Origin of the sequence: Methyloversatilis universalis EHg5 (genome assembly GCF_000378945.1) — a bacterium.
GTDB lineage: Bacteria > Pseudomonadota > Gammaproteobacteria > Burkholderiales > Rhodocyclaceae > Methyloversatilis > Methyloversatilis universalis_A.
Genome location: NZ_KB900539.1, coordinates 188,860 through 214,257, shown reverse-complemented (window position 1 = coordinate 214,257; position 25,398 = coordinate 188,860). Strand labels below are relative to the sequence as shown.

Annotated in this window: 22 protein-coding genes and 1 tRNA gene; 14 read left to right on the top strand and 9 right to left on the bottom strand. The window is 65.9% G+C overall.

Annotated features, from left to right (window positions below):
* Position 1: 1 nt before the first annotated feature.
* Together METUNV2_RS0100980 and METUNV2_RS0100975 are read right to left on the bottom strand one after the other, a co-directional pair.
* Positions 2 to 1,918 carry a diguanylate cyclase gene (locus METUNV2_RS0100980; RefSeq protein ID WP_232415578.1) on the bottom strand — a complete coding sequence of 639 codons (1,917 nt, stop codon included), beginning with the start codon at positions 1,916 to 1,918 and terminating at the stop codon, positions 2 to 4.
* A 219-nt stretch (positions 1,919 to 2,137) separates the two neighbouring features.
* Positions 2,138 to 2,214: transfer RNA gene (locus METUNV2_RS0100975), tRNA-Arg, on the bottom strand.
* A gap of 170 nt (positions 2,215 to 2,384) precedes the next feature.
* Between METUNV2_RS0100975 and METUNV2_RS0100970 the strand changes: the two genes are divergently transcribed.
* A complete protein-coding gene (locus METUNV2_RS0100970) occupies positions 2,385 to 2,906 on the top strand; it encodes a c-type cytochrome (protein ID WP_018227648.1) in 522 nt (173 codons plus the stop codon).
* Between the two features lie 71 nt (positions 2,907 to 2,977).
* On the opposite strand, the gene METUNV2_RS0100965 is transcribed toward METUNV2_RS0100970, so the two are convergent.
* A complete protein-coding gene (locus tag METUNV2_RS0100965) occupies positions 2,978 to 4,987 on the bottom strand; it encodes a UvrD-helicase domain-containing protein (protein WP_018227647.1) in 2,010 nt (669 codons plus the stop codon).
* Positions 4,988 to 5,114: 127 nt separating this feature from the next.
* Here METUNV2_RS0100965 and METUNV2_RS0100960 point away from each other — a divergent pair, with 127 nt between their 5' ends.
* Entirely contained in the window at positions 5,115 to 7,442 is a 2,328-nt protein-coding gene (locus tag METUNV2_RS0100960; RefSeq protein WP_018227646.1) for a Tex family protein, read from the top strand.
* Between the two features lie 53 nt (positions 7,443 to 7,495).
* Here the strand turns inward: METUNV2_RS0100960 and METUNV2_RS0100955 are convergent, their stop codons facing one another.
* Both METUNV2_RS0100955 and METUNV2_RS0100950 read right to left on the bottom strand, forming a co-directional pair.
* Positions 7,496 to 7,717, bottom strand: coding sequence for a hypothetical protein (locus METUNV2_RS0100955; RefSeq protein WP_036271154.1), 222 nt, complete (start codon positions 7,715 to 7,717; stop codon positions 7,496 to 7,498).
* 2 nt (positions 7,718 to 7,719) lie between these two features.
* A complete protein-coding gene (locus METUNV2_RS0100950; RefSeq protein ID WP_018227644.1) occupies positions 7,720 to 8,403 on the bottom strand; it encodes a DUF4197 domain-containing protein in 684 nt (227 codons plus the stop codon).
* Between the two features lie 39 nt (positions 8,404 to 8,442).
* Between METUNV2_RS0100950 and METUNV2_RS0100945 the strand changes: the two genes are divergently transcribed.
* From METUNV2_RS0100945 to METUNV2_RS0100925, 5 genes are all read left to right on the top strand, one after another.
* Entirely contained in the window at positions 8,443 to 8,946 is a 504-nt protein-coding gene (locus tag METUNV2_RS0100945; RefSeq protein ID WP_018227643.1) for a TlpA family protein disulfide reductase, read from the top strand.
* A gap of 51 nt (positions 8,947 to 8,997) precedes the next feature.
* Complete coding sequence (locus METUNV2_RS0100940; protein WP_018227642.1) at positions 8,998 to 10,224, top strand: efflux RND transporter periplasmic adaptor subunit; 1,227 nt, start codon at positions 8,998 to 9,000, stop codon at positions 10,222 to 10,224.
* An 8-nt stretch (positions 10,225 to 10,232) separates the two neighbouring features.
* Complete coding sequence (locus tag METUNV2_RS0100935; protein WP_018227641.1) at positions 10,233 to 11,456, top strand: ABC transporter permease; 1,224 nt, start codon at positions 10,233 to 10,235, stop codon at positions 11,454 to 11,456.
* A 24-nt stretch (positions 11,457 to 11,480) separates the two neighbouring features.
* Entirely contained in the window at positions 11,481 to 12,173 is a 693-nt protein-coding gene (locus METUNV2_RS0100930; protein ID WP_018227640.1) for an ABC transporter ATP-binding protein, read from the top strand.
* Positions 12,174 to 12,237: 64 nt separating this feature from the next.
* Positions 12,238 to 14,277: a site-specific recombinase gene (locus METUNV2_RS0100925; protein WP_018227639.1), complete on the top strand. Its 2,040-nt coding sequence runs from the start codon at positions 12,238 to 12,240 to the stop codon at positions 14,275 to 14,277.
* A 3-nt stretch (positions 14,278 to 14,280) separates the two neighbouring features.
* Here the strand turns inward: METUNV2_RS0100925 and METUNV2_RS0100920 are convergent, their stop codons facing one another.
* From METUNV2_RS0100920 to METUNV2_RS18765, 4 genes are all read right to left on the bottom strand, one after another.
* A complete protein-coding gene (locus METUNV2_RS0100920) occupies positions 14,281 to 15,369 on the bottom strand; it encodes an NYN domain-containing protein (RefSeq protein WP_018227638.1) in 1,089 nt (362 codons plus the stop codon).
* Between the two features lie 91 nt (positions 15,370 to 15,460).
* Complete coding sequence (locus METUNV2_RS0100915) at positions 15,461 to 16,468, bottom strand: DUF6976 family protein (RefSeq protein ID WP_026187763.1); 1,008 nt, start codon at positions 16,466 to 16,468, stop codon at positions 15,461 to 15,463.
* A 19-nt stretch (positions 16,469 to 16,487) separates the two neighbouring features.
* Positions 16,488 to 17,222 carry a hypothetical protein gene (locus tag METUNV2_RS0100910; protein WP_018227636.1) on the bottom strand — a complete coding sequence of 245 codons (735 nt, stop codon included), beginning with the start codon at positions 17,220 to 17,222 and terminating at the stop codon, positions 16,488 to 16,490.
* A 365-nt stretch (positions 17,223 to 17,587) separates the two neighbouring features.
* Entirely contained in the window at positions 17,588 to 18,205 is a 618-nt protein-coding gene (locus METUNV2_RS18765; RefSeq protein ID WP_018227635.1) for a hypothetical protein, read from the bottom strand.
* 367 nt (positions 18,206 to 18,572) lie between these two features.
* Between METUNV2_RS18765 and METUNV2_RS0100900 the strand changes: the two genes are divergently transcribed.
* From METUNV2_RS0100900 to METUNV2_RS0100865, 7 genes are all read left to right on the top strand, one after another.
* Positions 18,573 to 19,247, top strand: coding sequence for a recombinase family protein (locus tag METUNV2_RS0100900; protein WP_018227634.1), 675 nt, complete (start codon positions 18,573 to 18,575; stop codon positions 19,245 to 19,247).
* A gap of 407 nt (positions 19,248 to 19,654) precedes the next feature.
* Positions 19,655 to 20,005 (top strand): KilA-N domain-containing protein, encoded by a 351-nt coding sequence (locus tag METUNV2_RS18760; RefSeq protein WP_018227633.1) that lies wholly within the window; start codon positions 19,655 to 19,657, stop codon positions 20,003 to 20,005.
* A gap of 61 nt (positions 20,006 to 20,066) precedes the next feature.
* Positions 20,067 to 21,113 (top strand): AAA family ATPase, encoded by a 1,047-nt coding sequence (locus METUNV2_RS0100890; protein WP_018227632.1) that lies wholly within the window; start codon positions 20,067 to 20,069, stop codon positions 21,111 to 21,113.
* 299 nt (positions 21,114 to 21,412) lie between these two features.
* Positions 21,413 to 21,934, top strand: a complete 522-nt coding sequence (gene rnhA, locus METUNV2_RS0100885) for a ribonuclease HI (protein WP_081618489.1) — start codon at positions 21,413 to 21,415, stop codon at positions 21,932 to 21,934.
* Positions 21,935 to 22,588: 654 nt separating this feature from the next.
* On the top strand, positions 22,589 to 24,322 hold the full coding sequence (locus METUNV2_RS0100875; RefSeq protein ID WP_018227629.1) for a hypothetical protein: 1,734 nt from the start codon (positions 22,589 to 22,591) through the stop codon (positions 24,320 to 24,322).
* A gap of 49 nt (positions 24,323 to 24,371) precedes the next feature.
* Positions 24,372 to 24,920 carry a virion core protein, T7 gp14 family gene (locus METUNV2_RS0100870; RefSeq protein ID WP_018227628.1) on the top strand — a complete coding sequence of 183 codons (549 nt, stop codon included), beginning with the start codon at positions 24,372 to 24,374 and terminating at the stop codon, positions 24,918 to 24,920.
* 197 nt (positions 24,921 to 25,117) lie between these two features.
* Positions 25,118 to 25,375 (top strand): hypothetical protein, encoded by a 258-nt coding sequence (locus METUNV2_RS0100865; protein ID WP_026187759.1) that lies wholly within the window; start codon positions 25,118 to 25,120, stop codon positions 25,373 to 25,375.
* Positions 25,376 to 25,398 lie beyond the last annotated feature (23 nt).

Genomic DNA, 25,398 nt, shown 5'->3' with positions numbered 1-25,398 from the left:
TTCAGGCCACTGCGTCCTCGGCACGCTCCAGTGCCAGACGGTCACGGCCACTGTTCTTCGCCCGGTACAGCGCGCGATCGGCGCGCGAGAAGAGGGCAGCGAAACCGTCCTCACCGGCCCGCAGCACCGCCGCACCGATGCTCACGGTGATATGCAACGCCGTACCCTCGTGATCGATGCGTGCAGCGCGCACGACCTGCAACAGGCGTTCGCCCGCGTCGCGCGCGCCGGCTTCATCGGTTTCCGACAGCACGATGGCGAATTCCTCGCCGCCCAACCGGCCAAGTACATCGCCGGTACGCAGCGCGGCCCCCAGCATCCGGGCCAGCGCCCGGAGCACCGCGTCGCCGGCCGGATGGCCATGCACGTCGTTCACCTTCTTGAAGTGGTCGACATCGATCACCAGCAGGCTGAGCGGCCGGTCGTGCCGCAGCGCAACCGCGATCAGCTCCTCGCTCTTGGCCGTAAAGGCACGGCGGTTCAGCACGCCGGTCAGCCCATCGGTAGCGGCCTGCTGCTGCAGCTCGCGCTCCAGCCGCTTGCGTTCGCTGATGTCGCGGATGATGCCGACATGGAAACTCTGTCCGCCCTCGCCCGAACTGCCCACCGTGACGTCGATCGGAAATTCGTGCCCGTCCTTGTGCAGTCCGGTCACCTCGCGGCCTCGACTGCCGCTGCGCACGCCCGTCGCACCATTCGCGGCCTGCACGTAGTCACGGTGTTCCGCGCCGAACTGCTGCGGCATCAGCATGTCGATCTTGCGCCCGAGCACCTCCTTCAGTGAATAGCCGAACAGGTTTTCGGCCGCCCGGTTGAACTCGACGATGCAGCTGTTGCTGTCTATCACCACCACGCCATCGCGCGCGGTATTCATGAAGGTACGGGCGCGGTCCTCGCTGCGCTTGAGCTGCTGCGTGCGCTGCAGCACGCGGTCCTCGAGTTCCTGGTTCGCGTGGGCCAGCTGGAGCAACGCCAGCCGCCGTCGCTGCACCTGGTTGACGGCGAACCAGGCCAGACCGGCCACGATAAGGTTGCCGGCGATCGCAATGAGCACGTAGTTGCCCAGATCGCGGCGCCAAGGTACCAGCACCGTCTTCTCATCCACCGTCGCGGCGACGACCAGCCGGTAGCGCGACGAAGTGGTGTAGGCCGCCAGCCCCGGGGTTTCGTCGAGCAGCGTCTGGTGGGCGAACTGCCCGCGGGCCTCGGCCGGCAGCAAGGAGCGGAACAGCGGCGTGTGGTCGACCTTGCGCTGCAGGCAATCGACACGTGCCGGGTAACAGGCCATTCCCTGCCCGCTCTGCAGGAATACCGACAGTACGTAACCGTCCGGAAGGCCCTGTTCGGCGAGCATTTTCGTGAGCATGCCCGGATCCACCGCCGCAGCCACCACGCCGAGAAATCGGCTGCCTTCGTTCTCTACCCGCCGGCTGAGCGGGACGATGTACTGGCCGGTCAGCTTGCTCACGATGGGCTGGCCGACGAACAGGCGGTCTTCGTCCGCGCCCGACCCGGACTGCGCCAGGAAGTAGTCGCGTCCGGACACATCCACCTCTTTCAGCGGATAGGCGGTCGACACCTCGGCCATCACGCCGGTCTCCCGGACCAGGAAGAAGGAGCGCAGTTCGGGGTTGATCGCATGGCGCCGCAGCAGCAGGCGGTGCATCGTGAGATCGGGGGTATCGGAAATCCTGCCGCGCAGACGCACCGCTTCGCCGATGCCGGACAACAGGCGGTCATAGGTAGTCAACTGCTGGTCCAGCCGCTGAGCCAGCACATCCACGCCGACGTGCAGCGTGTACTGGGCGCGGTCCAGTGCCGCCTGACGCGCCTCGCTGGCCATCATGTACAGCCGGACATCGAACACCGCCAGCACCATTACGACCAGCACAAGCCAGCGCCAAGCGTGAGGCTGCATCATTCCGCCGCCCATATGCCTCCCGGAATCCATCGGCCATAAGCCATTCCGGCGGATAGTAGCCCAGGGCTCCGGCATTCCGCCCGAAAAGAACGGAATGCCAGCTTTTGCGCTGCAGCATGAAAATGGCCTGACGCGTGCAGGCGCCGATGACCTGGCCTGCACGATGAAAACAAAAAAAGGCTGGATCCTCAAGAGGATCCAGCCTTTTTCCGAATCTGGCGCGCCCGGCGCGATTCGAACGCACGACCCCTGCCTTCGGAGGGCAGTACTCTATCCAGCTGAGCTACGGGCGCATGGGAGCATGTTGAAACGCTCCGCAGGGCGCGAAGGATAGCGGCTTTGCGGCCGCGCGTCCATGCAGAGCGGCGGAGGTGCGTCATCGGGGGGTGCAGGCCGGCCGGCAGCCGCTATAATGCTGCGTTACGTTTTTCCAACCCATACAGGTCATCCAGAGGAAGGCACCATGTCGGACGCGCACGAAGAGCACGAAACCCTCATCAAGACGCCGCAGCAGCTGATCGCGGTCGTCGTTCTGTCATTTGTCGTGTTTGTCGGCCTCGGCGTGACTGTGGCCCAGTACGTGTCGTCCGGCTACAAGGGCGCCAACAATCCCGATTCCGAAGCGGTGGCCAAGGCGATCCAGCCGGTGGCACAGCTGACGCTGGGCGAGCCCGAAACCAAGGGCCCGAAGACCGGCGAACAGATCTACAAGGGCGCCTGTGCCGCCTGCCACGATGCCGGCATGGCTGGTGCGCCGAAGCTGGGCGACTCGGGTGCCTGGGGCAGCCGCATCGCCACCGGACTGGACGCGCTGGTGAAGTCGGCGGTCGGCGGCAAGGGCGCCATGCCGCCCAAGGGTGGCAACGCTTCGCTGAGCGAAGAAGAGATCAAGCGCACCGTGGTGTTCATGGCGAACAAGGGCGGCGCGAACTTCCCGGAACCGAAGCTGGAAGCGGAAGCCGCTCCGGCCGAAGCCGCGAAGTAAGCCGGTCGGTTTCATCCCGGCACAGAAAAGCCCGCCAATGGCGGGCTTTTTTTCGTCCGCGCGCCGGCCGCTCAGCTGCCGGGCAGCACCTTTCCCGCCAGCCGCGCCTTCATCGCTTCGAGCTGCGCAACGCGGGCAGCGCGGTCTTCAGCGGTGGGGGCGGCGCCGTCCTTCTTCGGTCGCTGCACGTCCTCGCCCATTTCGGAGATGAAACGCGACGGCTCGCAGTCACGCGACTCGCGACCGCTCTTGCGGCGTTCGCAGTGACTCAGCGTCAGCGTGCGCTGGGCACGGGTGATACCGACATACATGAGCCGGCGTTCTTCCTCGATCTTGCCGCCGTCGATCGATTCGCGGTGCGGCAGGATGCCTTCCTCCAGGCCAATCAGATACACGTGCTTGTATTCCAGGCCCTTCGACGCGTGCAGCGTCGATAGCTGCACCGCGTCGCGTTCCTCGCCGTCGTCGCGCTTGTCCAGCATGGTGATCAGCGCAACGGTCTGCGTCAGTTCCATCAGCGTCTTGCCGTCTTCCTCGCCCTTGCGGCCCATCCAGTCGACGAACTCGCGCACGTTGTTCCAGCGCGTCTCCGCCTCCTTCGGCTCGAACTGTTCGAACAGCCAGGTTTCGTAGCCGATGCCGCGCAGCAGATCTTCGAGCAACAGGCGCGGCGCCTCGGTGCGGGCGCGCCATTCGAGCCGATTGATGAAGTCGCCGAATTCGCGCAGAGGCGTGAGCGCGCGCGCCGGCAGCGCGTGCTCGGCGCCGGTTTCGAACATCGCCGCGAACAGGCCGATGTGGCGTTCGCCGGCGTAGCGGCCCAGCGCTTCCAGGCTCATGCCGCCTATGCCGCGCTTGGGCGTCGTCACCGCGCGAATGAAGGCCGGATCGTCGTCGCCATTGGCGACCAGCCGCAGATAGGCCATCACGTCCTTGATTTCGGCGCGGTCGAAGAAGCTCTGGCCGCCGCTGATGACGTAGGGAATTTTCTGTTCGCGCAGCGCGGTTTCGATCACCCTCGCCTGGTGGTTGCCGCGGTAGAGCACCGCGTAGTCGCTGAACTTGCCACGGTGCTCGAACTTGTGCGAGGCGATGCGCATGGCGACGCTTTCCGCCTCGTGGTCCGCATCGCGCGCGATGAACAGCGTGATCGGATCGCCGCGCCCCATGTCGGACCACAGCTTCTTGTCGAACAGCTTTTCGTTGCGTGCGATCAGCGTGTTGGCCGCCGACAGGATGCGCTGCATCGAGCGGTAGTTCTGCTCCAGCTTGATCACCTTGAGCTTCGGGTAATCAGTCTGCAGATTGCGCAGGTTCTCGACGTCGGCACCGCGCCAGGCATAGATGGCCTGGTCGTCGTCACCGACCGCGGTGAAGGCGCCGCGATGACCGGCCAGCAGCTTCACGATCTGGTACTGGCAGCTGTTGGTGTCCTGATACTCGTCAATCAGCAGGTAGCGCAGCCGGCGCTGCCAGCGTTCGAGCAGTTCTTCGTCGCTGGCCAGCAGGCGCGCCGGGATGCCGATCAGGTCGTCAAAATCGACCGCCTGGTAGGCGCGCAGCGTGCGCTCGTATTCCTCATAGACGCGGGCGGCCAGCGCCTCCATTTCGTCGGCCGCGTGCGAAGCGGCGGCCGACGGCGGCAGCATCGCGTTCTTCCAGCCGGATATGCGCGACACCAGCGCGCGCAGGCGCGACTTTTCGGTTTCCTTCGAAATGTCGGACACGATGGCGGTCGCGTCGGACGAATCGAGTATCGAGAAGGCGGGCTTGAGCCCGGCGGCCTTCGCTTCGGTGCGCAGCATCTTCACGCCCAGCGCGTGGAAGGTGGAAATGTTGAGCTGCTTGCCGGCGCGGCCTTCGAGCAGGTGCGAGGCGCGCTCCTGCATTTCCTTCGCCGCCTTGTTGGTGAAGGTGATGGCCGCGATATTGCGCGGGTCGAAGCCGCATTCCTGCACCAGATAGGCGATCTTGCGCGTGATGACGCGCGTCTTGCCCGAGCCGGCGCCGGCCAGCACCAGCAGCGGGCCGTCGAGGTATTTCACCGCCTCGCGCTGAGGCGCGTTCATGTCGGACAGCATGGGATGCCTGCGCCGCCCGGACGGGTAGCGCGCCAGTCGATGGATGACCCGGGATTGTACCGGCTTGCGGCAGGCGGCCTGCGTGGGTATGGTTCGCGCCTCCCGTAGTTCATCCAGCCTGCTTCACATGCTCCCTCCGATCGAACAGCGGCTCGCCGCCGAACTGGGCGCACGCCCGCAACAGATCAACGCCGCCGTCGCCCTGCTGGACGAAGGCGCCACCGTGCCCTTCATTTCGCGCTACCGCAAGGAAGCCACCGGCGGCCTGGACGACACCCAGCTGCGCCTGCTGGAAGAGCGGCTCGGCTACATGCGCGAACTGGAAGAGCGCCGCGTCGCGGTGATCGCCAGCATCGACGAACAGGGCAAGCTCACGCCGCAGCTGCGCGCCGAGATCGAGGGCGCGGACAGCAAGCAGCGGCTGGAAGATCTCTACCTGCCGTACAAGCAGAAGCGCCGCACCAAGGCGCAGATCGCGCGCGAAGCGGGCATCGAGCCGCTGGCCGACGCGCTGCTGGCCGACCCGACGCTGACACCGGACGCCGAAGCCGCGAAGTTCCTGAATGCCGACGCCGGTTTCGCCGACGCCAAGGCGGTGCTCGACGGCGCGCGCCAGATCCTGATGGAGCGCTTCGCCGAAAGTGCCGAACTGGTCGGCGCGCTGCGCGACTACGTGACCGAACACGGCGTGGTGGTGTCGGTGGTAGCCGACGGCAAGGACAGCGACGCCGAGGCGGCCAAGTTCCGCGATTACTTCGCCTACCGGGAGAAGCTGGCCGACATTCCGTCGCACCGCGCGCTGGCGCTGTTCCGCGGCCGTAACGAAGAGGCGCTACGGGTGAAGCTGGCGCTGGACTCCGACCCGGAGGACGGCAGCCGCTCGCCCGAACCCAACCCGTGCGAGCGCCGCATCATGGCGCACGCCGGCATCCGCGATCAGGGCCGCCCGGCCGACCGCTGGCTGGTCGATACCGCACGCTGGACCTGGAACGTGAAGCTGTCGGTGCACATCGAGCTCGATCTGATGGGCGAGCTGCGCAGCCGCGCCGAACTGGAGGCGATCCGCGTATTCGCCAAGAATCTGAAGGACCTGCTGCTAGCGGCTCCGGCCGGCCCGCGCGCCACCATGGGCCTGGACCCGGGCATCCGCACCGGTGTGAAGGTGGCGGTGGTGGACGCCACCGGCAAGCTGGTCGATACCGCCACCGTGTACCCGCACGAGCCGCGCCGCGACTGGGACGGCTCACTGCACACGCTGGCCGCACTCGCGCAGAAGCACAACGTGCAGCTGATCGCCATCGGGAATGGCACCGCCAGCCGCGAAACCGACAAGCTGGCCGCCGATCTGATCAAGCTGAAGCCGGAACTGGCGATGACCAAGATCGTCGTGTCGGAAGCGGGCGCCTCGGTGTATTCGGCGTCCGAACTGGCAGCGAAGGAATTCCCCGGCCTCGACGTGAGCCTGCGCGGCGCGGTGTCGATCGCCCGCCGGCTGCAGGACCCGCTGGCCGAACTGGTGAAGATAGACCCGAAGGCCATCGGCGTCGGCCAGTACCAGCACGACGTGAGCCAGACCAAGCTCGCGCGCTCGCTCGACGCGGTGGTCGAGGACTGCGTGAACGCGGTGGGTGTGGACGTGAACACCGCCTCCGCCCCGCTGCTGGCGCGCATTTCCGGCCTGAACAGCACACTGGCGCAGAACATCGTCGCCCACCGCGACGCGCACGGCGCCTTCGGCTCGCGCAAGGCGCTGCTGTCGGTGCCCCGCCTCGGCGACAAGACCTTCGAACAGTGCGCTGGCTTCCTGCGCATCATGAATGGCGACAATCCGCTGGACGCCTCGGCGGTGCACCCGGAAGCCTATCCGGTGGTCGAGCGCATCCTGGCGGACGTGCAGAAGAAGGCGCGCGAACTGATCGGCGACGCTGCCACGGTGAAGAAGCTGTCGGCGCAGAAATACACGGACGAGCGCTTCGGCCTGCCCACGGTGCAGGACATCCTGCGCGAACTGGAAAAGCCGGGCCGCGACCCGCGCCCGGAGTTCAAGACCGCCAGCTTCCGCGACGGCGTGGAGGGCCTGAAGGATCTGGAGCCGGGCATGCAGCTCGAAGGCGTGGTGACCAACGTCACCAACTTCGGCGCCTTCGTGGACATCGGCGTGCACCAGGACGGCCTGGTGCATGTGTCGGCGCTGTCCAACCGCTTCGTGAAGGACCCGGCCGAAGTGGTGAAGGCCGGCGATATCGTGAAGGTAAAGGTGATCGAGGTGGATCTGGCGCGCAAGCGCATCGCGCTGTCGATGCGGCTGAGCGACGAGGCGGTGAAGAAGCCCGCGGGCGGTGGCCGCGACCCGCGGAACGCACGCCCCGACCCGCGCGCGATGGCGAAAGCCAAGGAAGCGCCGGCCGCCAACAACGCACTGGCGGCGGCCTTCGCGAAAGCCGCGAAGCGCTGACCAGCGCGCCCGCGGGCGCCCCCGCCCCGGTCAGCGACCGGGCGGGCGCCCGCTCAGCAGCCGCAGAGCGCGCTGCCGCACAGCTTGCTGCGCATGTCCTTCAGATGCTGGGTCGGCACGTGCTCGACCTCGCCGCGCAGGATGCGCTCGACCTGCACCACTGACAGCCCCAGTTCGGACGCGGCGCGCGCCGCGTCCCAGCCCTTGCCGGCGATCAGCGCCGCCACGTCTTCGGCGTGCTTGCGCCGGACGATGAGTGCCGGATCGACCGCCATGATCACTTGCCCAGCGCGCCGAACACCTTCTTCGCCAGATCGCCGGCCGCGCCCACCGGGTTCTTGCGGATGGCTTTCTCCTCTTCCGCCACCATCGTGAACAGGCCGTCCAGCGTCTTCTGCGTCACGTAGTTGTCGAGGTCGGCGTCTTCCTTGCTGATCACGCCGTACTGCGCACCCTTGGACGCGAACTTTTCGTAGGTCTTGGCCAGGCCCACCTTGTCCATCGCCTTCTGCACGATGGGCTTGAAGCGTTCCTTCAGTTGGGCCGAGGTCTTGCCCTTGAAGTACTCGGTGCCCGAGGTGTCGCCGCCGGTCAGGATCTTTTTTGCGTCCTCGACGCTCATGTCCTTCACCGCACCCACCAGCAGTTCCTTCGCTTCCGGCACCGCAGCTTCGGCGGCGCGGTTCATCGAGGTGATCAGTTCATCCGCCTGCTTCTTCATGCCAAAGGTGCGCATCAGCTTTTCCGCCTGGCGCAGGCCGTCCGGCATCGGAATCTTCACCTTGGCGTTCTTCAGGAAGCCGTCCTGCTTGCCCAGCAGGTCGACCGCCTTGGCCGCGCCCTGGCTGAGCGCCTCTTTCAGGCCACCGCCGGCGTCCTTGTCGGACAGATCGGACAGCGAAATCGCCCACACCTGGGTGCACATGACAAGACAGCCCACAAAACCGACAATCGCGCGCATGGTCCAACCTTTCCGCAGTAAGAAGTACGAATCCGGATTATGAATCGCAAATGGGTATCGCCGTTAGTTCTGGTCGCACTGATCACCATCGTCTGGCTGCTGCGCGGCAGCGGGCACCCGGAACAGGTGCCGCCGGTAAGGATTGCGCTGCTGGACGGCGGCACGCTTGATCTGGGTCAGCCGGACGGCCGCGTGCGTCTGGTGAACTTCTGGTCCACCTCCTGCGGCCCCTGTATCCGGGGCATGCCGGGGCTGGCCGACACCCATCGCCGCTACGTCGGACGCGGCTTCGAGGTGGTGGCGGTGGCCATGTCCTACGATGCCCCGGTACAGGTTCAGGCTTTTGCCCAGCGCGAACGGCTGCCGTTTCGCGTAGGCTTCGACCCGGTCGCCGAAGCCGACCATGGCTTCGGCGGCATCCGCGCCACACCCACCAGCTTTCTGGTGGACCGCGACGGCCGCATCGTCAAACGCATCATCGGCAACCCGGACCACCGGCAACTCGACGCCCTGATCGATACACTGCTTGCGCCCCGGTCCTGACCGGCCACCCCAGCTCCGCTCACGCCTTCGCATCTTCCTGCCGATTTCCCGATGAAAACCCGTCACCTGATCGCACTGCTGCTGGCCGCGGCAGTGCTGACCGCATGGCTGCTGTGGCCGCGCGGCGTCCCCGTCGATGTCGTGAAGGTCGAACGTTCGCCGCTGACCCAGAGCGTGGTGGCGACCGGCCGCATCGCCACGCCGTCGCGCATCGAACTGGGCACCCAGGTCACCGCCCTCATCGACGCGGTAGCGGTGCGCGAGGGCGCACGGGTGCAGGCCGGCGACGCGCTGGTGAAGCTGCGCGCCACCGACGCTGATGCAGCGATCGAGCAGGCCCGCTCGCAGATCGCCGAAGCGCAGGCGCGCTTCACCCAGCTCGACGCAGTCGGCCTGCCGGTGGCCGAACAGGCGGTGAAACAGGCGGAAGCCAATCTGCGCGTGGCGGAAGCCGAGTACCAGCGGGCGCAGGCGCTGGTGGCGCAGCAGTTCTACTCGCCGTCGAAGCTGGATGAAGCCGCGCGCCAGCTCGACAACGCGCGCGCCCAGCTGCGCACCGCCCAGGCCCAGCGCGACGCCAACACGCCGCGCGGCGCCGAGCGCGCCACCGCCCAGGCCCGGCTGGCCCAGGCCACCGCCGCGCTCGACACCGCGCGCGCGAAACGCGATCTGCTCACGCTGCGCGCACCGGTCGATGCGCTGGTGATCGCACGCGACGCCGAACCGGGCGATGTGGCCCAGGCCGGCCGCGCGCTGCTCACGCTGGCCGAGGACGGCGAAACCCGCATCCACGCCACGCTGGACGAAAAGAATCTGCGCTACCTGCAGCTCGACGCGCACGCGCAGGCGGTGGCTGACGCCTTCTCCGGCCAGTCCTTCGACGCGGTGGTGTATTACCTGTCGCCGGCCATCGACGCCCAGCGCGGCACGGTGGAAGTGCGCCTGCGGGTGCCCACGCCGCCGGCCTTTCTGCGGCCGGACATGACGGTGTCGGTCGAAGTGGTGATCGGTCGCAAGCCGAGCGCCCTGTCGCTGCCGCTGGAAGCGGTCCGCGACGTCGATGGCGGCAGCCCCTGGGTGCTGCTCGCGCGCGATGGCAATGCAGTCCGGGTGCCGGTGAAGATCGGCCTGCGCGGCGTCGGCCGCGTCGAAATCACCGACGGGCTGAACGAAGGCGAGGTCGCCATCCTGCCGGCGGGCGGCGCGGTCGATGGCGACCACATCCGCATCAAGCCGCCGCGCGGCGCGCCCGGCCCGACGCCCAACCTCGGCCGCTGAGCGCGCCCATGGCCCGGCCCAAGCTTCCGTTCGAATTCCTGGTCGCGCTGCGCTTCCTGCGCGAGGGGCGCATGCAGACTGCGCTCATCCTGCTCGGCGTGACCGGCGGCGTGGCGGTCATCGTGTTCCTGTCCCAGCTCATTTCGCAGCTCCAGGCCACCATCATTGACCGCGTGCTCGGCAGCCAGGCGCATGTGGTGATGCGGCCGCTGGAAGAAGCCAACCAGCGCGCGCTGAACGACCCGGCCAGCATCGCGGTGATCGAGCCGCGCGCGCAGCGCCTGCGTTCGATCGACCAGTGGGAAGCGATGGTGAAGCTGGCCGAAGCCCAGCCGCGCGTGGTGGCGGTGTCGCCGGTGGTGAGTGGCCCGGCCTTCGCGCTGCGCGGGCGCGCCAGCAAGTCGGTGGCGCTGATGGGGGTGGATGCCGACCGCTACCGGCGCATCGTGAAGATGGACGGCTACATGACGCGCGGCACCTTCCATGTCGAGGGCACCAACGCCATCATCGGCATCGAACTGGCGAAGGATCTGGGCGTCACCGTGGGCGACAAGGTGTTCGTGCGCGCGGCCGGCGGGCGGGACGAACTGCTGCAGATCACCGGCCTGTTCGACATCGGCAACAAGGACCTGAACCGGCGCTGGGTGTTCACCACGATGAAGCTGGCGCAGTCACTGCTGGACCTGCCGGGCGGCGTGTCCAACATCGACATCACGGTGACCGACATTTTCGACGCGCAGGACGTGAGCGAGCGGCTGCAGGCGGGCAGCGGCCTCACCGTCGAAAGCTGGATGACCACCAACTCGCAGCTGCTGGCCGCACTGCGCAACCAGACGGTGTCGAACAATCTGATCCGCAGCTTCGTCATTGTCATCGTGGCGCTCGGCATATCGAGCGTGCTGGTGGTGAGCGTGGTGCAGAAGCAGAAGGAGATCGGCATCCTGCGCGCGATGGGCGCCAGCTCGAACCGCATCATGGGCATCTTCCTGCTGCAGGGCGGGCTGGTGGGCTTTACCGGTGCGCTGGCCGGCGTCGGCCTGGCCTGGGGACTGCTGCAGTTCTTCTCGTCGGTCTATCGCACCGGCGACGGCGCGCCGCTGTTCCAGCCGCATCTGGATACCGGCATCGCGCTGTCGGCCGCGCTGATCGCGCTGGTGGTGGGTGTGCTGGCGGCGCTGATACCGGCGCGGCGCGCGGCCAAGATGGACCCGGTACAGGCGATACGTGCATGAGGGGCCGGGCATGAGGTACGGGGCATGACGGCCATTGTGGCGCTGCGTGATCTGCGCAAGTCCTATGGCGTCGGTACGCCGGTGGAAACCGAGGTGCTGCACGGCATCGATATCGAACTGGCGGAAGGCGAGTTCTGCGCGTTGATCGGCCCCAGCGGCTCAGGCAAGAGCACGCTGCTGAACCTGATCGGTCTGCTGGAGCGCCCGACTTCGGGCGACCTGGCGATCGCCGGCAGCGAAACCGCCGGCCTGAACGAACAGGCGCTCACCGTGCTGCGCGGCCGTCATATCGGTTTCGTATTCCAGTTCCATCATCTGCTGCCCGCCTTCACCGCGCTGGAGAACGTGATGATGCCGTCCATCATCGAACAGGGCGTGGCCACCGCCGATGCGGAAGCCATCGCGCACGACCTGCTGCTGCGGGTCGGGCTGAAGGGGCACGAACACAAGAAGGCCAACCAGCTGTCCGGCGGTCAGCAGCAGCGGGTGGCCATTGCCCGTGCGCTGTCGCGCTCGCCGCGCCTCATACTCGCGGACGAACCGACCGGCAATCTGGACACCCACACCGCCGACGACATTTTCGCGCTGCTGCGCGAATTCAACCGCGAACGCGGCAGCGCATGCCTCATCGTCACCCACGACCCGCGGCTGGCAGCACGCTGCGACCGGCGCATCGAACTGGTCGACGGCAGGGTGGCGCACGTATCCTCCTCGTGAGCATCCGGGGAACCGGAGCGCGGCTTCAGCGTTCAACACCCCTCCTTCAGCAACGGTTCCGCCCATGACGACACACAGCACCTACGTCGCCGAACTGACGGCTCTGCTCGAAGACCTGTCCCGCCACGCTGGCGACAGCGGCGGCGAAGCGCTTGCCCGGCTGATCGCGCTGATACGGCCCGCCGGACGCGAAACCCATGAAGTGGCCGAATCGCGCTTTCGCGCGCTGCTCCGGCTGCTGGGCGCCCGCCCCGAACTGGCCGCTGCACTCGCACAGCATCTGAACGCGGTACTGGCCGCGCGCATGCATCGCACGCTGTATTCAGAATCCGGTGTGCTGGCCAATCAGGGCTTCTTCAGCGGGCTGGGCAGCCGGCTGCTCGGCCGCATGCTGCCCCCGGCGGTCGATCGCGACTTCCTGCGCAGCCTGTTCAGCGAAGTGTTCGACGACGCGCAGGATGGCGAATGGATGAGCGCGGTGCCGCGCGAGGACTGGCTGCTGCTGCTCGACACGCTGGACGTGGGGGGCGAACGTTTCACCGACGCGCGCCGGCAGTGCCGGCACGAGCTGTTCGAAGCCATGCGCATGGCTTCGCACCGGCTGGCTGCGCTCGGCATGGAACAGGCGCTGCTGCGCTACCTGCCCTCGCTGGCACGCCACGAATCGCCTTTCCTCGCACAGAGCGACGAAGTGCGCGCCTTCATCGACCGCCACGCCGACAGCAGCGAACCCGCGCCGCACGACGGCCATCTGGAAGTGCTGCTCGACCAGTGCATGAGCTATGTCGATACGATACGGCGCCGCTCGCGCGAAGCCGGCGTCGGCGTGAACCTGGTGTTCGTGCTGGCACGCATCGAACAGATCGTCGAACGGCTGCGCCTGCTGCGCACGTTGGTGCAGCCGGCGCCGGAAGACGATGCGGCCACCGTGCGGGCGCGGGCGATCGACTTCTTCCTCGGCCTCGTTCGACAGGAAAACCGCCGCCACAGCGTACGCGACCTGTTCAGCGGCACCACCCAGCTGCTGGCGCGCCGTGTCACCGAACAGGCCAGCAAGTCGGGCGAGCACTACGTGACCGAGTCACGCGGTGAATTCTTCGGCATGTTCCGCGCCGCCGCCGGTGCCGGCCTGATCATCGGCAGCATGGCCATGATCAAGATACTGAGCGCCAAGCTCGGCCTGCCGCCGGTGTGGGAGGCGGTGGCCTACAGCCTGAACTACGGTCTTGGTTTCGTGCTTGTGCACATCCTGCACCTGACCATCGCCACCAAACAGCCGGCGATGACCGCCGCCACGCTGGCGGCGGCGCTCGACGGCAAGCAGAACCGCGAAGCGCGGCTGAACGTGCTGGCCGACCTCGCCGCCCAGGTCAGCCGCACGCAGTGGATATCGATCGCCGGCAACGTATCGATCGGCTTCCTGACCGCGCTGGCCATCGTCATGGTGGGCGGCCAGTTCTTCGGCTGGCACCCGGTCGATCCGGTCAAGGGCGCCCACCTGCTGCACGACCTGCACCCCTGGCAAAGCCTGGCGCTGGTGCATGCGGCGATTGCCGGCGTCTATCTGTTCCTGAGCGGGCTCATTTCAGGCTATTACGACAACCAGTCGCTCTACCATCGCGTACCCGAGCGGCTGCGCCGGGTTAAATGGCTGAAGAGCGTGCTGGGCGAGGCAAGGCTGGGCCGGCTGGCCGACTATGTCGAACACAACCTCGGCGCGCTGATGGGCAATTTCCTGTTTGGCTGCATGCTGGGCTGCACGCCGATCTTCGGCCAGCTGCTGGGCCTGCCGCTGGACATCCGGCACGTGGCGTTCGCTTCGGCCAATCTGGCCTACGGCCTGCACGCGCTCGATTTCGATCTGGCCTGGCAGACCATCGCGATCAGTGCGCTGGGCGTCGCCCTGGTCGGCCTGACCAACCTCACCGTGAGCTTCAGTCTGGCGATGAAAACCGCGCTGCGCTCGCGCGGCATCGAACCCGACGATACCCGCGGCCTGTCGGTGAAGCTGGCACGTCGCTTCCTGAGCCGGCCGCTCGACTTCTTCTGGCCGCCGAAACCGGCGGCCATACCCCCCATCACGCCGACCACGCCGGCCGGCTGAGCGTCAGCCGGCCGGCGTATCGGACGCCGGCTTGCGCGCGCGGCTGCGGCGCGGCGCCCGGCTGCGCGCCGGCTTGGCTTCGCCGGACTCGGCCGCCGGTGCCGGTGCCGGTGCAGCCGCTTCAGCGGCAATCACCGGTTCGGCCCGGGCCGGCGCAGCAGCCTCGGTCGTCTGCTTGGTCTTGCGGGGTGTGCGGCTGCGACGCGACTTGGGCGCCGGCGCAGCGGGCGCTTCGGTCATCGGAAGATCGTTGGCCGCTTCGCTGCCGGCTTCCGGCAGCGCCTCGGGCAGGGGCTCGGGCAGCAGTTCGAGCTGCTTGTCCGCCGCGCGCTCGATCAGCTGAACCTGGGCCTGCCCGTTGTCGCCCTTGTGCAGCCGGAACAGCTCCGGATGACTTTCCAGCAGGCCGGACAGGCTGGCGTGGCCGTAATCCTTGTGGCTGAAGCCGGGCTCGTACTGACGGACGATCTGGCCGACACGGCCGATGCCGGCCCAGCCGCTGTCCTCGTCGGTGGCCGACCGTATGCCCTGCGACAGCAGTTCGAGGATCTGCGCGTCCGGCTGGCGGTTGCGCGGCTTGCGCGGCTGTTCAATGCGCGCCGGCACCGTCGAGGGCTTCTTCTTCGGCGCCGACAGCGGCGGCGTGGCACGCATGTCGTCAGTGAATACGAACTCCTCACAGGCGCGCTGGAAGGCGACTGGCGTCGTGCGACGGCCGACGCCCATCACGAACAGGCCGCTTTCCTGGATGCGGCGGGCCAGCGAAGTGAAGTCGGAATCGCTGGACACAATGCAGAAGCCATCGACCAGACCGGAGTGCAGCAGATCCATGGCGTCGATGATCATTGCGCTGTCGGTGGCGTTCTTGCCGCCGACGATGCGGAACTGCTGGATCGGCCGGATCGAGTGATCGAGCAGATAGGCCTTCCAGCTGGTCATGTTGGGCGAGGTCCAGTCGCCGTAGATGCGGCGCACCGTCACCCGGCCGCGCGAGGCGGCGGCCAGCAGCACCGGCTGGATCAGCGAGGGCTGGGCATTGTCGGCATCGATGACCAGCGCAAGCCGGCGCGATTGCGAAGAAATGTCGTTCATGCGAAGCACGGTATGCGGTGTGAAAGCGGCGATGCTACGCCAGTCGCCACGCGACCGGGCAATCGCCTGCCCGGTCGGCGCGACGCCCGGCTCAGCCTTCGATGGTCAGATACACCAGCGTCTGGTTCAGCAGCTGGTAAGCCACTTCGCCAAAAGTCATCGGGCCCAGCATGGAGGGCACGCGCTTGCCTTCCAGTTCGCTGTACAGATAGTTCAGCACGCAGTTGCAGCTGAAGCCGATCGGCCCGGTCTGGGCCGGCAGCGCCGCGTGGAAGGCGCTCACGTAGTCCGGCACCGGCGCTGCGAAGCGGTATTCGATGTCGTCGAACACCGGCGCGTAGAAGTCCACCGTGCCCTTGCCGGCATCGACCGCCTTGATGCTCACATTGATCATGGCACCGCTGTAATCGGCCACCAGCGGCAGCTTGGTGTCGATCGCACGCGATGCGACGTACTGCGCGAAATTGCCCGGCTGATCGTTGATCAGACAGTCGGAGGCGCTAAAGCCCTTGGCCGGGAAGCGGATGCGGTCGCCCTCGCCCTGGGTGAACAGATTGATGATGTCGATCTGCGCGTACTTCGTTTCGGGCAGCGGCACATGCATCACCAGCGCGCGCTCGCCGTCGAACTCCAGCGTTTCGCCATTCACCACCAGCGGGCTGGCGCGGCCGAGGTCCGCCAGGTGGATGCCGGAAATCCAGCCCACCAGCGGCTTGATGTACATGTCCTCGTAGCCCGGCGCATTGCGCGCGAACAGCGAATGCACCGCCGAAAACGCCGGCATCACGATGATGGAGAAGCCGTTGTCCGGGCCGTCGGCGCACACGCGCTCCAGACTGATCTGGTCGTAGAAGCGGATCTCGGGCGCGCCGCCGAGCACCGGCACCGCGGCGACATAGAGCTGGTCGCGCGTGGTGACGCCACCGTCCTGCCCCATGAAGTAGGGAATGGTGCCGCCTATCCAGTGGCCGCGCGGCAGCTGGCGCAGCAGCGCCTCGTCGCCGGCGATGCTGTAGTGGCCGCCTTCGCGGATCAGGGCCGTCGCTTCGGACAGTCCCATCATGCGTCCGCTCAGGGCGGACGGGTGCTGAGTCGTCATCGGGAGTCGTCCGGTATGTTCAGTGCGTGCGCAGCTGCGCCAGTTCGTGACCGAGCATGCGGGCGTTCTTGACGAAGTAGCGGTGCAGCTCGCGCAGCTTGAGCATGCGCACCTCGTCGTCGGTGATCACCTCCATCTGGCTGCGCAGGCGGGTCATCAGCAGTTTCAGGCTGAGTGCGCGGATGTCGATGTCACGCCGGCCCTCGATCAGCTGCAGCCACACCGGATCGGCCACGTCGGGCACGTCATCGTCGGAGGCCACCGCCGGCGCTGCCGCATCGGCAGCCACCGCCGCCTGCGCGGCAACGGCTGCGCGGGCCGGATCGGTGATCGCCGCCTTGCCCTGGTCAAGCGCGAACTTGAACTTCCACAGTTCCTGCAGCGGAATGCCGGTGATGGCGCAGATGCCGTTCAGCGATACGCCCTCGTTGAACAGCGCAAATACCTGCTTGGAAAGCGCCTGCGAGAAAGGCATGTCGGCCGGCCCGGCCCAGGGCAGCGCGCTCAGATCAGCGCTGGCGGGCGCCAGCACATGCAGGTGGCAGCGCCAGCCGGCGAGATCGATGTGACGCCAGACCCGTTCCGCGCCCTCCTGGTCGGCCTGTTTACGGCCGAGGCCGAACCAGCCGCGCTGAACTTCGAGTCCTATCCACGCATCAACCCGTCTCGCCCCCGGATCGAATCTGAACTCACGCACCGTCCACGGTTCGTTCAATTGCAGCAAGCGCCCGAGCAGGGCCTTGTCCAGCGCCATCGTCGTCTCCTTCTCCGACCTTGTCCGCCTCCTGCTCGTAGTCAGGAAGTCGTTGGTTGATAGAGTGGCTGGGAATTGCGACGCGCATAGTAACAAAGCGCAGGACGCCGGACAGGGCATGCTGCACGCGGCCGCAAAGAGACGACAACGGATGAAATGTGGATTTCTGAACCGGGGAGCCCGGATTGCCCGCACCGGAGAGCCCGGTGAGGCGGTACCTTGAACGGTACGGAAGGTGTGGTGCGCGGAGAGAGACTCGAACTCGTGGGAGAACATCCCTCAAACCGCGCCCCGCTTGGGTTTCCGGGCGGTCGCCTTCCCAGCCAATCCGCGAAAGCTTCCCAACGGATCGGCCTCCCTGCACTTTAGCAGGATCGACCCCCGACCATGTTCCCGGACCTGCGGAGACGGCGAGCCGCCAGCCCTGCCGCAGTGATGACGCCGATGGCCCAGAGCATCCCCTGTGCAGGTTCAGGGACAGGTAATGCCTCCACGGTCACTGCATATCGGACGCCGCCGTCGTCGCGCAGGAACTTGAAGAGCGCCTCGCCAAAGTTCAGATAGACGGACTGGTCATCGAATGTCCAGGCGTCACCTGTTATCGAGCGCACGACCACGCGCCCGGCCGTGACACTTCCAACGATGGGAGACATATCGACGTATGAGGCACCATCGTTCGTATTCAAGCTTCCTAGGGCCGTCCAGATAAACATATTCTCAGGACTGGCCATATCGCTTCCGATGAGGACGGCATCGGCATACAGCGATGCTACTAAGCCACCCGTAGCACCCGTAACGGCGTCTGTGAGCTGCAGCCATGCGGTGTCCCTCGTATAGTCGGGCGAGTAGGGCCCACCGGGGAGCGTGTATCGGATGTCCAATACCTGGCCGGTGCTCACCGTCACAGAAGCCGCCTCCGAAGGCGCCGGGATGAGAAGCGTGGAGATGAATACCGCGCCGAATAACTTGCCAAGCGAATGCATAGGATAAAGGCATGAGTTTTGAAGGAACGCCGATACTAGTCGCGGCTTCTCTCAAGGAAGCTGTTTCAGACGACCCGTTGCGACTTTTCCCAGGAAAAATCTGAAGCACCTCCCCTCCCACCCCTTCTAGCTGATCCCCCCCTCCGGGTGCCCTCGCCGTGGCGACTCTCCGGTCCAATCAATCAGCCTCCCCACCGCACCGAGCTGCACGGACTCAAAGACGTTGCGCCTCCTGTCCTCCAGCGGCCGGCGCTCACGCCAAAAGTCCGCCACATGTACTGACACCTCCACTTGTGAACCCTCCCCGACAATGGTACAAATCCAAGTAACGACCGTTACGTAACTTTGTACCCCTGGAGGGCATCGCATGAAGATCGTCGGATACATCCGGGTGAGCACCAGTAAGCAGGGACAGTCCGGGTTGGGTCTTGAGGCCCAGCGTGCAGCCGTGGAAGCCTATGCGGCCCAGCACGGCGCCGACATCCTGGAAATGGTGACCGAGGTAGAGAGCGGCAAGAAGAACGACCGCCCGGAGCTACTACGCGCCCTGCATCTGACAAAGGTGACCGGGGCAACGCTGGTCATCGCGAAACTGGACCGACTCAGCCGGAGCGCAGCATTCCTGACCGCTCTACAAGAAAGCGGGGTCCAGTTCATCGCAGCAGACATGCCGCACGCCGACACCTTCACCGTGGGCATCCTCGCCATGGTCGCCCGGAAGGAGCGCGAAGCCATCAGCCAGCGCACCCGTGAGGCCCTCCAAGCGGCCAAAGCGAGAGGCCAAAGGCTGGGCAACCCGAACGGCGCAGCGGCCCTGAAGCGGGCGGGCAAGGGCAATGGGGCGGGGGTAGCCGCAGCAAAGCAGGCTGCCGACCAGCACGCGGAAGCACTACGTCCAGTGGTGGATGCGCTGCGCGCTGAGGGGGTCTCCTCACTGGGGAGCCTCGCGGATGCCCTCAACGGTCGCGGCATGAGGACTCCTCGCGGTGCGACGTGGCACAAGTCCAGCGTGCGCAATCTGCTGGACCGGCTGGGCGCATAGGAACGGCTCATCGGCGGACCAGCAGAACAGCCAAGCGCAGCAGCCGTCCCCGCGCGTGTCTCCCAAGGAGAAGGAGCACGGCTAGCGCGAGCGCGCCCGACACCGCTCCGGTACCGAGGAGTAGAAGGATCGCTTGAAGGGACAAAGAAGCAGCCATCGAAGGGACTCCGGGTTGGGGTGTGCTCATCGTCCCGGAATGACCGCGCTGGATACAGGCTGAACGAGTTCAGCTCTAGAGCGAATCCGGGGCACTGCAATGGTCCCCTCTGCGGGCCGCGAGACAGCCCGTGAAGGTGTTCAGGTGTTCGCCCAGGCTAGGCGATAGACCCCGACTCTAGGGGAGATGGGGGCAGGGAAAGTCCCTCTGCGCGCGTTCTCTTATCTGTATGGCTCCCCTCAGAGCCGCCATGAACTCACTCATCACCCGCGAACACAACGGCGCTGCCTTCACCTTCCGCGAAGACGGCTACTTCAACATGACCAAGGCGGCCAAGCACTTCGGGAAGGTCCTCTCCGACTTCTGGCGCCTCCAAGAGACTGCGGAATATCTCGACGCCATGGTGGTAACTACAGGGATTCCGCTGGAGATACTGAAGCAGGCCCGCTGTGGGGGAAAAGGGGCCAACGTAGGAACCTGGGCGCACCCCAAGCTGGCCGTCTTCTTCGCCCGCTGGCTGGATGTCCGGTTCGCGGTGTGGTGTGACATGCAGATCGACGCGGGCGCCCTCCCGGAGTCTGCGTGCGTGCATGCGGGATAAACCCCGACTCTGAGGGGGAGCGGCAGAGGGCCGCCCCGACATCACGAAAGGAACCTCAACGATGACCAGCAATGCCACCAGCACGGCAGGCAGTGGGCCGCCCCTCGTTGTGCAGACCCTGGGAGAACTCCTCGCAACTCCACCGGCGCCCCGTGAGTTCCTCCTAGCGCCGTGGATGCTGGAGGGGGACAGCTCGCTCATCTACGCCCCCACGGGAGCCGGCAAGAGCATATTCACGCTGGCCCTCGCTCTCACCATCGCGGGCGGAGGGAGCCTCCTTGGATGGAACGCGCCGGCACCGCGCCGCGTCCTGCTGGTGGATGGAGAGATGCCGCTCGCGGACATCCATGAGCGCGCCTCCATGCTGCTTCCCAGTATTCAGGACTGTGACGCTGAGGCGGTGCGGGAGAACCTCCGGTTCCTCGTTCAACAGGCACAGCACGCGGACACCGCATTCCCAGACATGGACAAGCCCGCAGGACAAGCGGCTGTGTTGGACATGGTGCGGGACGGGAACATTGATGTCCTGATCTTAGACAACTTCAGCACCCTGTTTGAGTGCCCCGACGAGAATTCAGCGAGCGCCTTCAACGGCGTTGCAAAGTTCCTCAAGCGGATCAAGCAGGCAGGCACCGCGTGCATCCTGGTCCATCACACAGGGAAGAACGCCACCACGTACCGGGGTTCCTCCAAACTGGCGATGACATTTGAGACCTTGATTCACCTCCAGCCGACTACACGGGCCATCCCGCCTGGCGCCCTGGGCATGGACATGTCATGGCCCAAGTTCAGGCGTAAGCGAGGCGCGCACGCTCAAGACCGGACAGCCTGGCTGACCGACTCAGACAGCGAGGGCGGCGCAAGGTGGGGGCACGACGCCCCAGGCGAGGACCTGGCCTCAATCATCATGGAGGCGAGGACGGGTGCCTACAGAACCCAGGGCGAACTGGCGAAGAAGCTAGGGATGACGGCAGGCGCACTGAGTAAGAAGAAGGACCGCGCCATCGCGCTGAAGCTGACCACCTCCGAGGAGTGGGCCGCCTGCTTCGGCAGCAGTGCAAAGGCTGTGCCGCCTCCCGTCCCAGGCGCGCCTACTGCCATCCCGTAGGGGACTCTTCAGACTCATGCGTCGCATGAGCGATGAAGGAGGGCTACGGACGCCCCAGGGCAGAGCCATACACATGACACCTGTTACACAGACATCCATAACCGTGGTCTCAGGCGCGCAGCGCCGCTTAAGGGCTCCTCCCTGAGTCTTTAAGAGTACCTATAGGAGAACCGGGGGGATTCATCCCCGTTTCCAAGTCTTGTTTTTATAGGGCCGGAAACTGGAAACATGGCCCAGTCCGTATCCCGCCGGCATCGCCCCAGAAGCACCCACCACCAGCCCGTCAAGGAACCTCAACGATGACCAGCAATGCCACCAGCACGGCAGGCCCTGTGCCGCCCTTACCCCCTCCAGACACCTTCCCCGAGAAGGACCGAGTAACGATCCATACGGACGGCTCCTGCATTGGCAACCCAGGGCCGGGCGGCTGGGCCGTGGTCATCTGCCGAGGGAAGAAACGCAGGGAACTGACAGGCGGTGAAGACGCGGCCACCTCAAACCGAATGGAGCTGCTGGCAGCCATCAACGCGCTGGAACATCTCAGGCGCCCCCTCCCGGTGACCCTCTGCACGGACTCCATTTATGTCCGAAACGGAATCACCGCATGGCTCCCGGACTGGAAGGCGCGCGGATGGAAGACCGCCGCAGGACAGCCCGTGAAGAACGCGGACCTATGGGAGCGCCTGGAGCTGGCGGCAGCCCGACACCGGGTGCGGTGGGTCTGGGTGAAGGGCCATGCAGGCAACCCGGCAAACGAGAGGGCGGATGCGCTGGCGAAGCAGGAAGCACGGAGGCGTGCAGCCGTTGCCGGAGCCGCCTAGCACCTCCAAACACTTCCATGTACGGAAGCCTTGCGTCGGTGGAAGTGTTATTGAAGACGAGCGCATTCCACGGTAGCACGAAACAGCCGTATATCCGCCATCCCGCGCATATACGTACCCCCTTCAGATGGGCATCTTGAGCGCTCCCGCACACCTCACAGGAGCCCTTGAAAGATGTCCTCTTCACCCCGCTTCTTCACTCTCTACAACCCCACAGGAATGCATGCCGGAAGGGTGCTCCTCCGGCTGCTTAGGAACGCCGTGAAGCCCTCAACGCGGGTCTTTACATGGCGTTCATCCTACGAGCCTATTGGATCGCCTCAGCGGCCCTCTCAGACGTTCTTCGACCTCCACCTTTACTCCGATCAAAGCGGATTCGAGTTTCGCGCCGGGTCCTCCGGGCGCTGTTTCGGAGTGGAACCCCCACCGCCTCTAACGAAAGGACACACCGCACATGTGTGAAGACATGACCCGCCTCAGCGAAAGCTCTGAGCAGATGACGAACACCCAAGCGGCAGCGCCGACTGCTGCACAGACCGAGGCCGAGCGCAAAGAGCAGCTCCTGGCTGCATATGAGGAGTGGTATGCAAGGCACATCGCGCCTCCGGACAGCGTTACGGAAGTGCGTGCCTACGCAAGCGGAGGTAAGGCCTGATGGCAGAGCGCAGGCAGATACGCGCCCGTGAGGTGGTCACCCCAGGAGGCCGCACGCGGGACAGCTACTCGACCCAAGTGGTCGCCAACCCGACCGACATAGGCGCCCTCGCAAGTCCCTCTCGCGGGGAACTGGAAGGGCTCCTTGATGGGCTGGCGTCGTTCGACAAGGGGCTCGGCAAGTTCATGGCGGAGCAGCAGCGCCGGGACGCCGAGGCCGGCCGTGCAGCGCGCCTGATGGGGGAGAACCTGGGAGACGACCAGGGCATCGACTTCACGGGCGGGTACATGGCGATGGACATGACCGTCAAGGGAGACCAAGACGGAGCGGCCATCGCGGACGCCTACCGGACCTCCTTCGACCCCGAAGCGGACAACTTCGACGACTGGCTGGCGAAGCAGTACGGCGAGCGCGTCAGCGGCATGGACCCGCAGTTCCGGGCGCACTACGACAAGACCCTCTCGGAGCACGTTGCGAAGCTCCGCGCGGAGCACGGGCAGGCCGAGTCCTCCCGCGTCACCGAGCGCCTGGAGTCCAACGCCCTCTACATCCTGGACCGCCACGTAGGCGCCATGGTGGAGAGCGGCAACGAGCTGGACGAGGCGTCTGTGGGGGCGCTGCGGCTGTCCCTGAAGAAGATGGGAGTGAATGGCGAGCGGTTCAACGCGCTCCTGTTTGAGGCCATCAAGAAGTACGGCGACGCGGGCCACCCGCAGGTCTATGAGGCCATCAAGAAGGACCGCCCGGACGGCACGCCTGGCATGTACTTCATCCCGGAGTGGAAGGGCAAGATCGACGCAGCCGAGCAGGCCGCAGTGACCCGCTACCTGACCGCGCGGAAGACCATGGACGAGAAGCTCCAGAAGGACCGCGACGAGATGCAGGAGCAGGAGGTGGGCAGGGTCCTACTGATCGAGGACGCGGATGAGATGCGGGAGCAGTTCTCCCAGCTCATCAAGCGCGGGGTAATCCAACGCGCCTCCGACATCGACAAATTCCAGCGCATCGTAGAAACCCGCGTTAAGCGGGAGGCCACCCCCGAGCAGATGGAGGCTGAGGCGCAGATGATGATAGCCATCACCAAGGGCCAGATCGGCCCGATGGATGTCATGCGGGCCACGGGAGAACGAAAGATCAACGCCCAGCAGCGCCGCACCCTCCTGACCCAGTGGGACAAGCTCCAGGCCGACAAGCGCCGGGACGCGGCCACCGCAGCGGGTGGCGGGAACGCCCTCAACAAGCGGTTCAACTCTCCGCTGGTACGACAGGGCGAGCGCGTCATAGCTTCTCTACTCGACACCTTCGACGCCGCCTCTATCGACAACAACCCCGAGCTGGCCCAGCTATCACGCGCCGCCAAGCTGGAGGCCGAGCTGGCCTACACCCAAGGCATCGCCTCCGGCGAGATCAAGCCGGGTCAGGAGATCGAGGCCGCCCAGAAGCTGGTCAAGCAGTTCCTGCCGGAAGACCCCGATGCGCGCACTAACACACCCAAGAAGGCCGAAGGCGGAGCCGCCCCGAAGAACTCAGAGGCACCGAAAGCACGCAAGGAGAGCGCAGGACTACCTCCGCCGGAACTCTTCAGGGATTACGCGAAGGACGCTACTGCGGAGGGCCTTGAACGGTTCATGTGGTCGCATGGCATTCCGACAGCTCCAAGCGAGGGTGCGCGCCACTCGCTGCTGGGAAACCTTCTCCGTACTTACGACAGGGAGCGAGGACCGCGGTCCTGATGTCGCCCCGAACTCCGCCCACCGCCTCTAACGAAAGGAGACACCACCCATGTGTGACGTCCCGACAGCTCTAGCACTCATCAACACATCAGCAGCCCTATATGGGTACGTGCAGCAAAACGCCATGGCGGACCAGCAGCAGGCCGGCATTGAGGAAGGCTATGCCCTCCAGATGCGCCAACTGGAGGACCGGTACCGGCAGATCAACGAGAACGCCACTGATGAGGTCTCCGAGCGTGCCCGTGAGGCCCGCGCAGAACTCGCACGGGTGCGCGCAGTGGGCGCCGAGTCGGGTCTAGGCGGTGTCTCCCAGACGCGCGCCGAGAGCGAAACCCAGATGCTCCGTAGCAACGACATCGCCATCATCGAGAGCAACCGGCAGAACACCCTCAAGGCGGCCCAGTACGGCGGCGAAGCGGCCCGCCTGGAGAACACCTCGCGCATCCGCTCGATCAACCGGCCGAGCCTTGTAGGGACCGGCCTCCAGATCGCGGGAGTAGGGGCCGAGTACGCCAAGCAGACCAAGGACACCCCCAGTACAGAAGCGGTTAAGGCGTGGAAGGACTGGGACCGCACCCGAAAGACGAAGGGACTCTGACCATGACACCGCAAACACAAGATGCACTGCGCATCCGACCCGCAACCACGGCCGACGCGGAAGGCTTCGCAGACGCCCACACTGACCCGAACGGATCACGCGCCGCTGCACTCAGGGCAGCCGTGCAGTGCTCCCCAGCACCGGCCATGATTGAGGATCGCTCAGGGCGCCCCGTGGCACTGGTCGGGTGCATCCCCATGAAGGACAGCAACGGCGCCCCGTGGGTCGAACTGACCGGCGCAGCGGGGGCCGTGAAGGCGGCACTCATCGCGCACCTGAAGGAATGGACGCGCGCCGTCCTCCTCCCTCGCCACGCGGTCCTCTTCGGCGCGGTGCCTGCGGGCGATGAGGTGCGGCGGGACATTCTGGAGGCCGTCGGCTTCACCTTCATGGAACCGATAGACGGGGCAGGCAATGTCCCCGCCTGCATTCCGTGCTTCCTGCGCGCCGCGTAGGCCTCCAGAATCAACGAAAGGCG

Coding starts and splice junctions, on each gene's coding strand:
- METUNV2_RS0100940 (WP_018227642.1), top strand. CDS start 8,998: ATGAAAACCCGTCACCTGATCGCACTGCTGCTGGCCGCGGCAGTGCTG.
- METUNV2_RS0100955 (WP_036271154.1), bottom strand. CDS start 7,717: ATGGCGGTCGATCCGGCACTCATCGTCCGGCGCAAGCACGCCGAAGAC.
- METUNV2_RS0100910 (WP_018227636.1), bottom strand. CDS start 17,222: ATGGCGCTGGACAAGGCCCTGCTCGGGCGCTTGCTGCAATTGAACGAA.
- METUNV2_RS0100900 (WP_018227634.1), top strand. CDS start 18,573: ATGAAGATCGTCGGATACATCCGGGTGAGCACCAGTAAGCAGGGACAG.
- METUNV2_RS0100890 (WP_018227632.1), top strand. CDS start 20,067: ATGACCAGCAATGCCACCAGCACGGCAGGCAGTGGGCCGCCCCTCGTT.
- METUNV2_RS0100915 (WP_026187763.1), bottom strand. CDS start 16,468: ATGACGACTCAGCACCCGTCCGCCCTGAGCGGACGCATGATGGGACTG.
- METUNV2_RS18760 (WP_018227633.1), top strand. CDS start 19,655: ATGAACTCACTCATCACCCGCGAACACAACGGCGCTGCCTTCACCTTC.
- METUNV2_RS0100935 (WP_018227641.1), top strand. CDS start 10,233: ATGGCCCGGCCCAAGCTTCCGTTCGAATTCCTGGTCGCGCTGCGCTTC.
- METUNV2_RS0100980 (WP_232415578.1), bottom strand. CDS start 1,918: ATGCAGCCTCACGCTTGGCGCTGGCTTGTGCTGGTCGTAATGGTGCTG.
- METUNV2_RS0100865 (WP_026187759.1), top strand. CDS start 25,118: ATGAAGGACAGCAACGGCGCCCCGTGGGTCGAACTGACCGGCGCAGCG.
- METUNV2_RS18765 (WP_018227635.1), bottom strand. CDS start 18,205: ATGCATTCGCTTGGCAAGTTATTCGGCGCGGTATTCATCTCCACGCTT.
- METUNV2_RS0100930 (WP_018227640.1), top strand. CDS start 11,481: ATGACGGCCATTGTGGCGCTGCGTGATCTGCGCAAGTCCTATGGCGTC.
- METUNV2_RS0100945 (WP_018227643.1), top strand. CDS start 8,443: ATGAATCGCAAATGGGTATCGCCGTTAGTTCTGGTCGCACTGATCACC.
- rnhA (WP_081618489.1), top strand. CDS start 21,413: ATGACCAGCAATGCCACCAGCACGGCAGGCCCTGTGCCGCCCTTACCC.
- METUNV2_RS0100965 (WP_018227647.1), bottom strand. CDS start 4,987: ATGCTGTCCGACATGAACGCGCCTCAGCGCGAGGCGGTGAAATACCTC.
- METUNV2_RS0100875 (WP_018227629.1), top strand. CDS start 22,589: ATGGCAGAGCGCAGGCAGATACGCGCCCGTGAGGTGGTCACCCCAGGA.
- METUNV2_RS0100925 (WP_018227639.1), top strand. CDS start 12,238: ATGACGACACACAGCACCTACGTCGCCGAACTGACGGCTCTGCTCGAA.
- METUNV2_RS0100920 (WP_018227638.1), bottom strand. CDS start 15,369: ATGAACGACATTTCTTCGCAATCGCGCCGGCTTGCGCTGGTCATCGAT.
- METUNV2_RS0100870 (WP_018227628.1), top strand. CDS start 24,372: ATGTGTGACGTCCCGACAGCTCTAGCACTCATCAACACATCAGCAGCC.
- METUNV2_RS0100960 (WP_018227646.1), top strand. CDS start 5,115: ATGCTCCCTCCGATCGAACAGCGGCTCGCCGCCGAACTGGGCGCACGC.
- METUNV2_RS0100950 (WP_018227644.1), bottom strand. CDS start 8,403: ATGCGCGCGATTGTCGGTTTTGTGGGCTGTCTTGTCATGTGCACCCAG.
- METUNV2_RS0100970 (WP_018227648.1), top strand. CDS start 2,385: ATGTCGGACGCGCACGAAGAGCACGAAACCCTCATCAAGACGCCGCAG.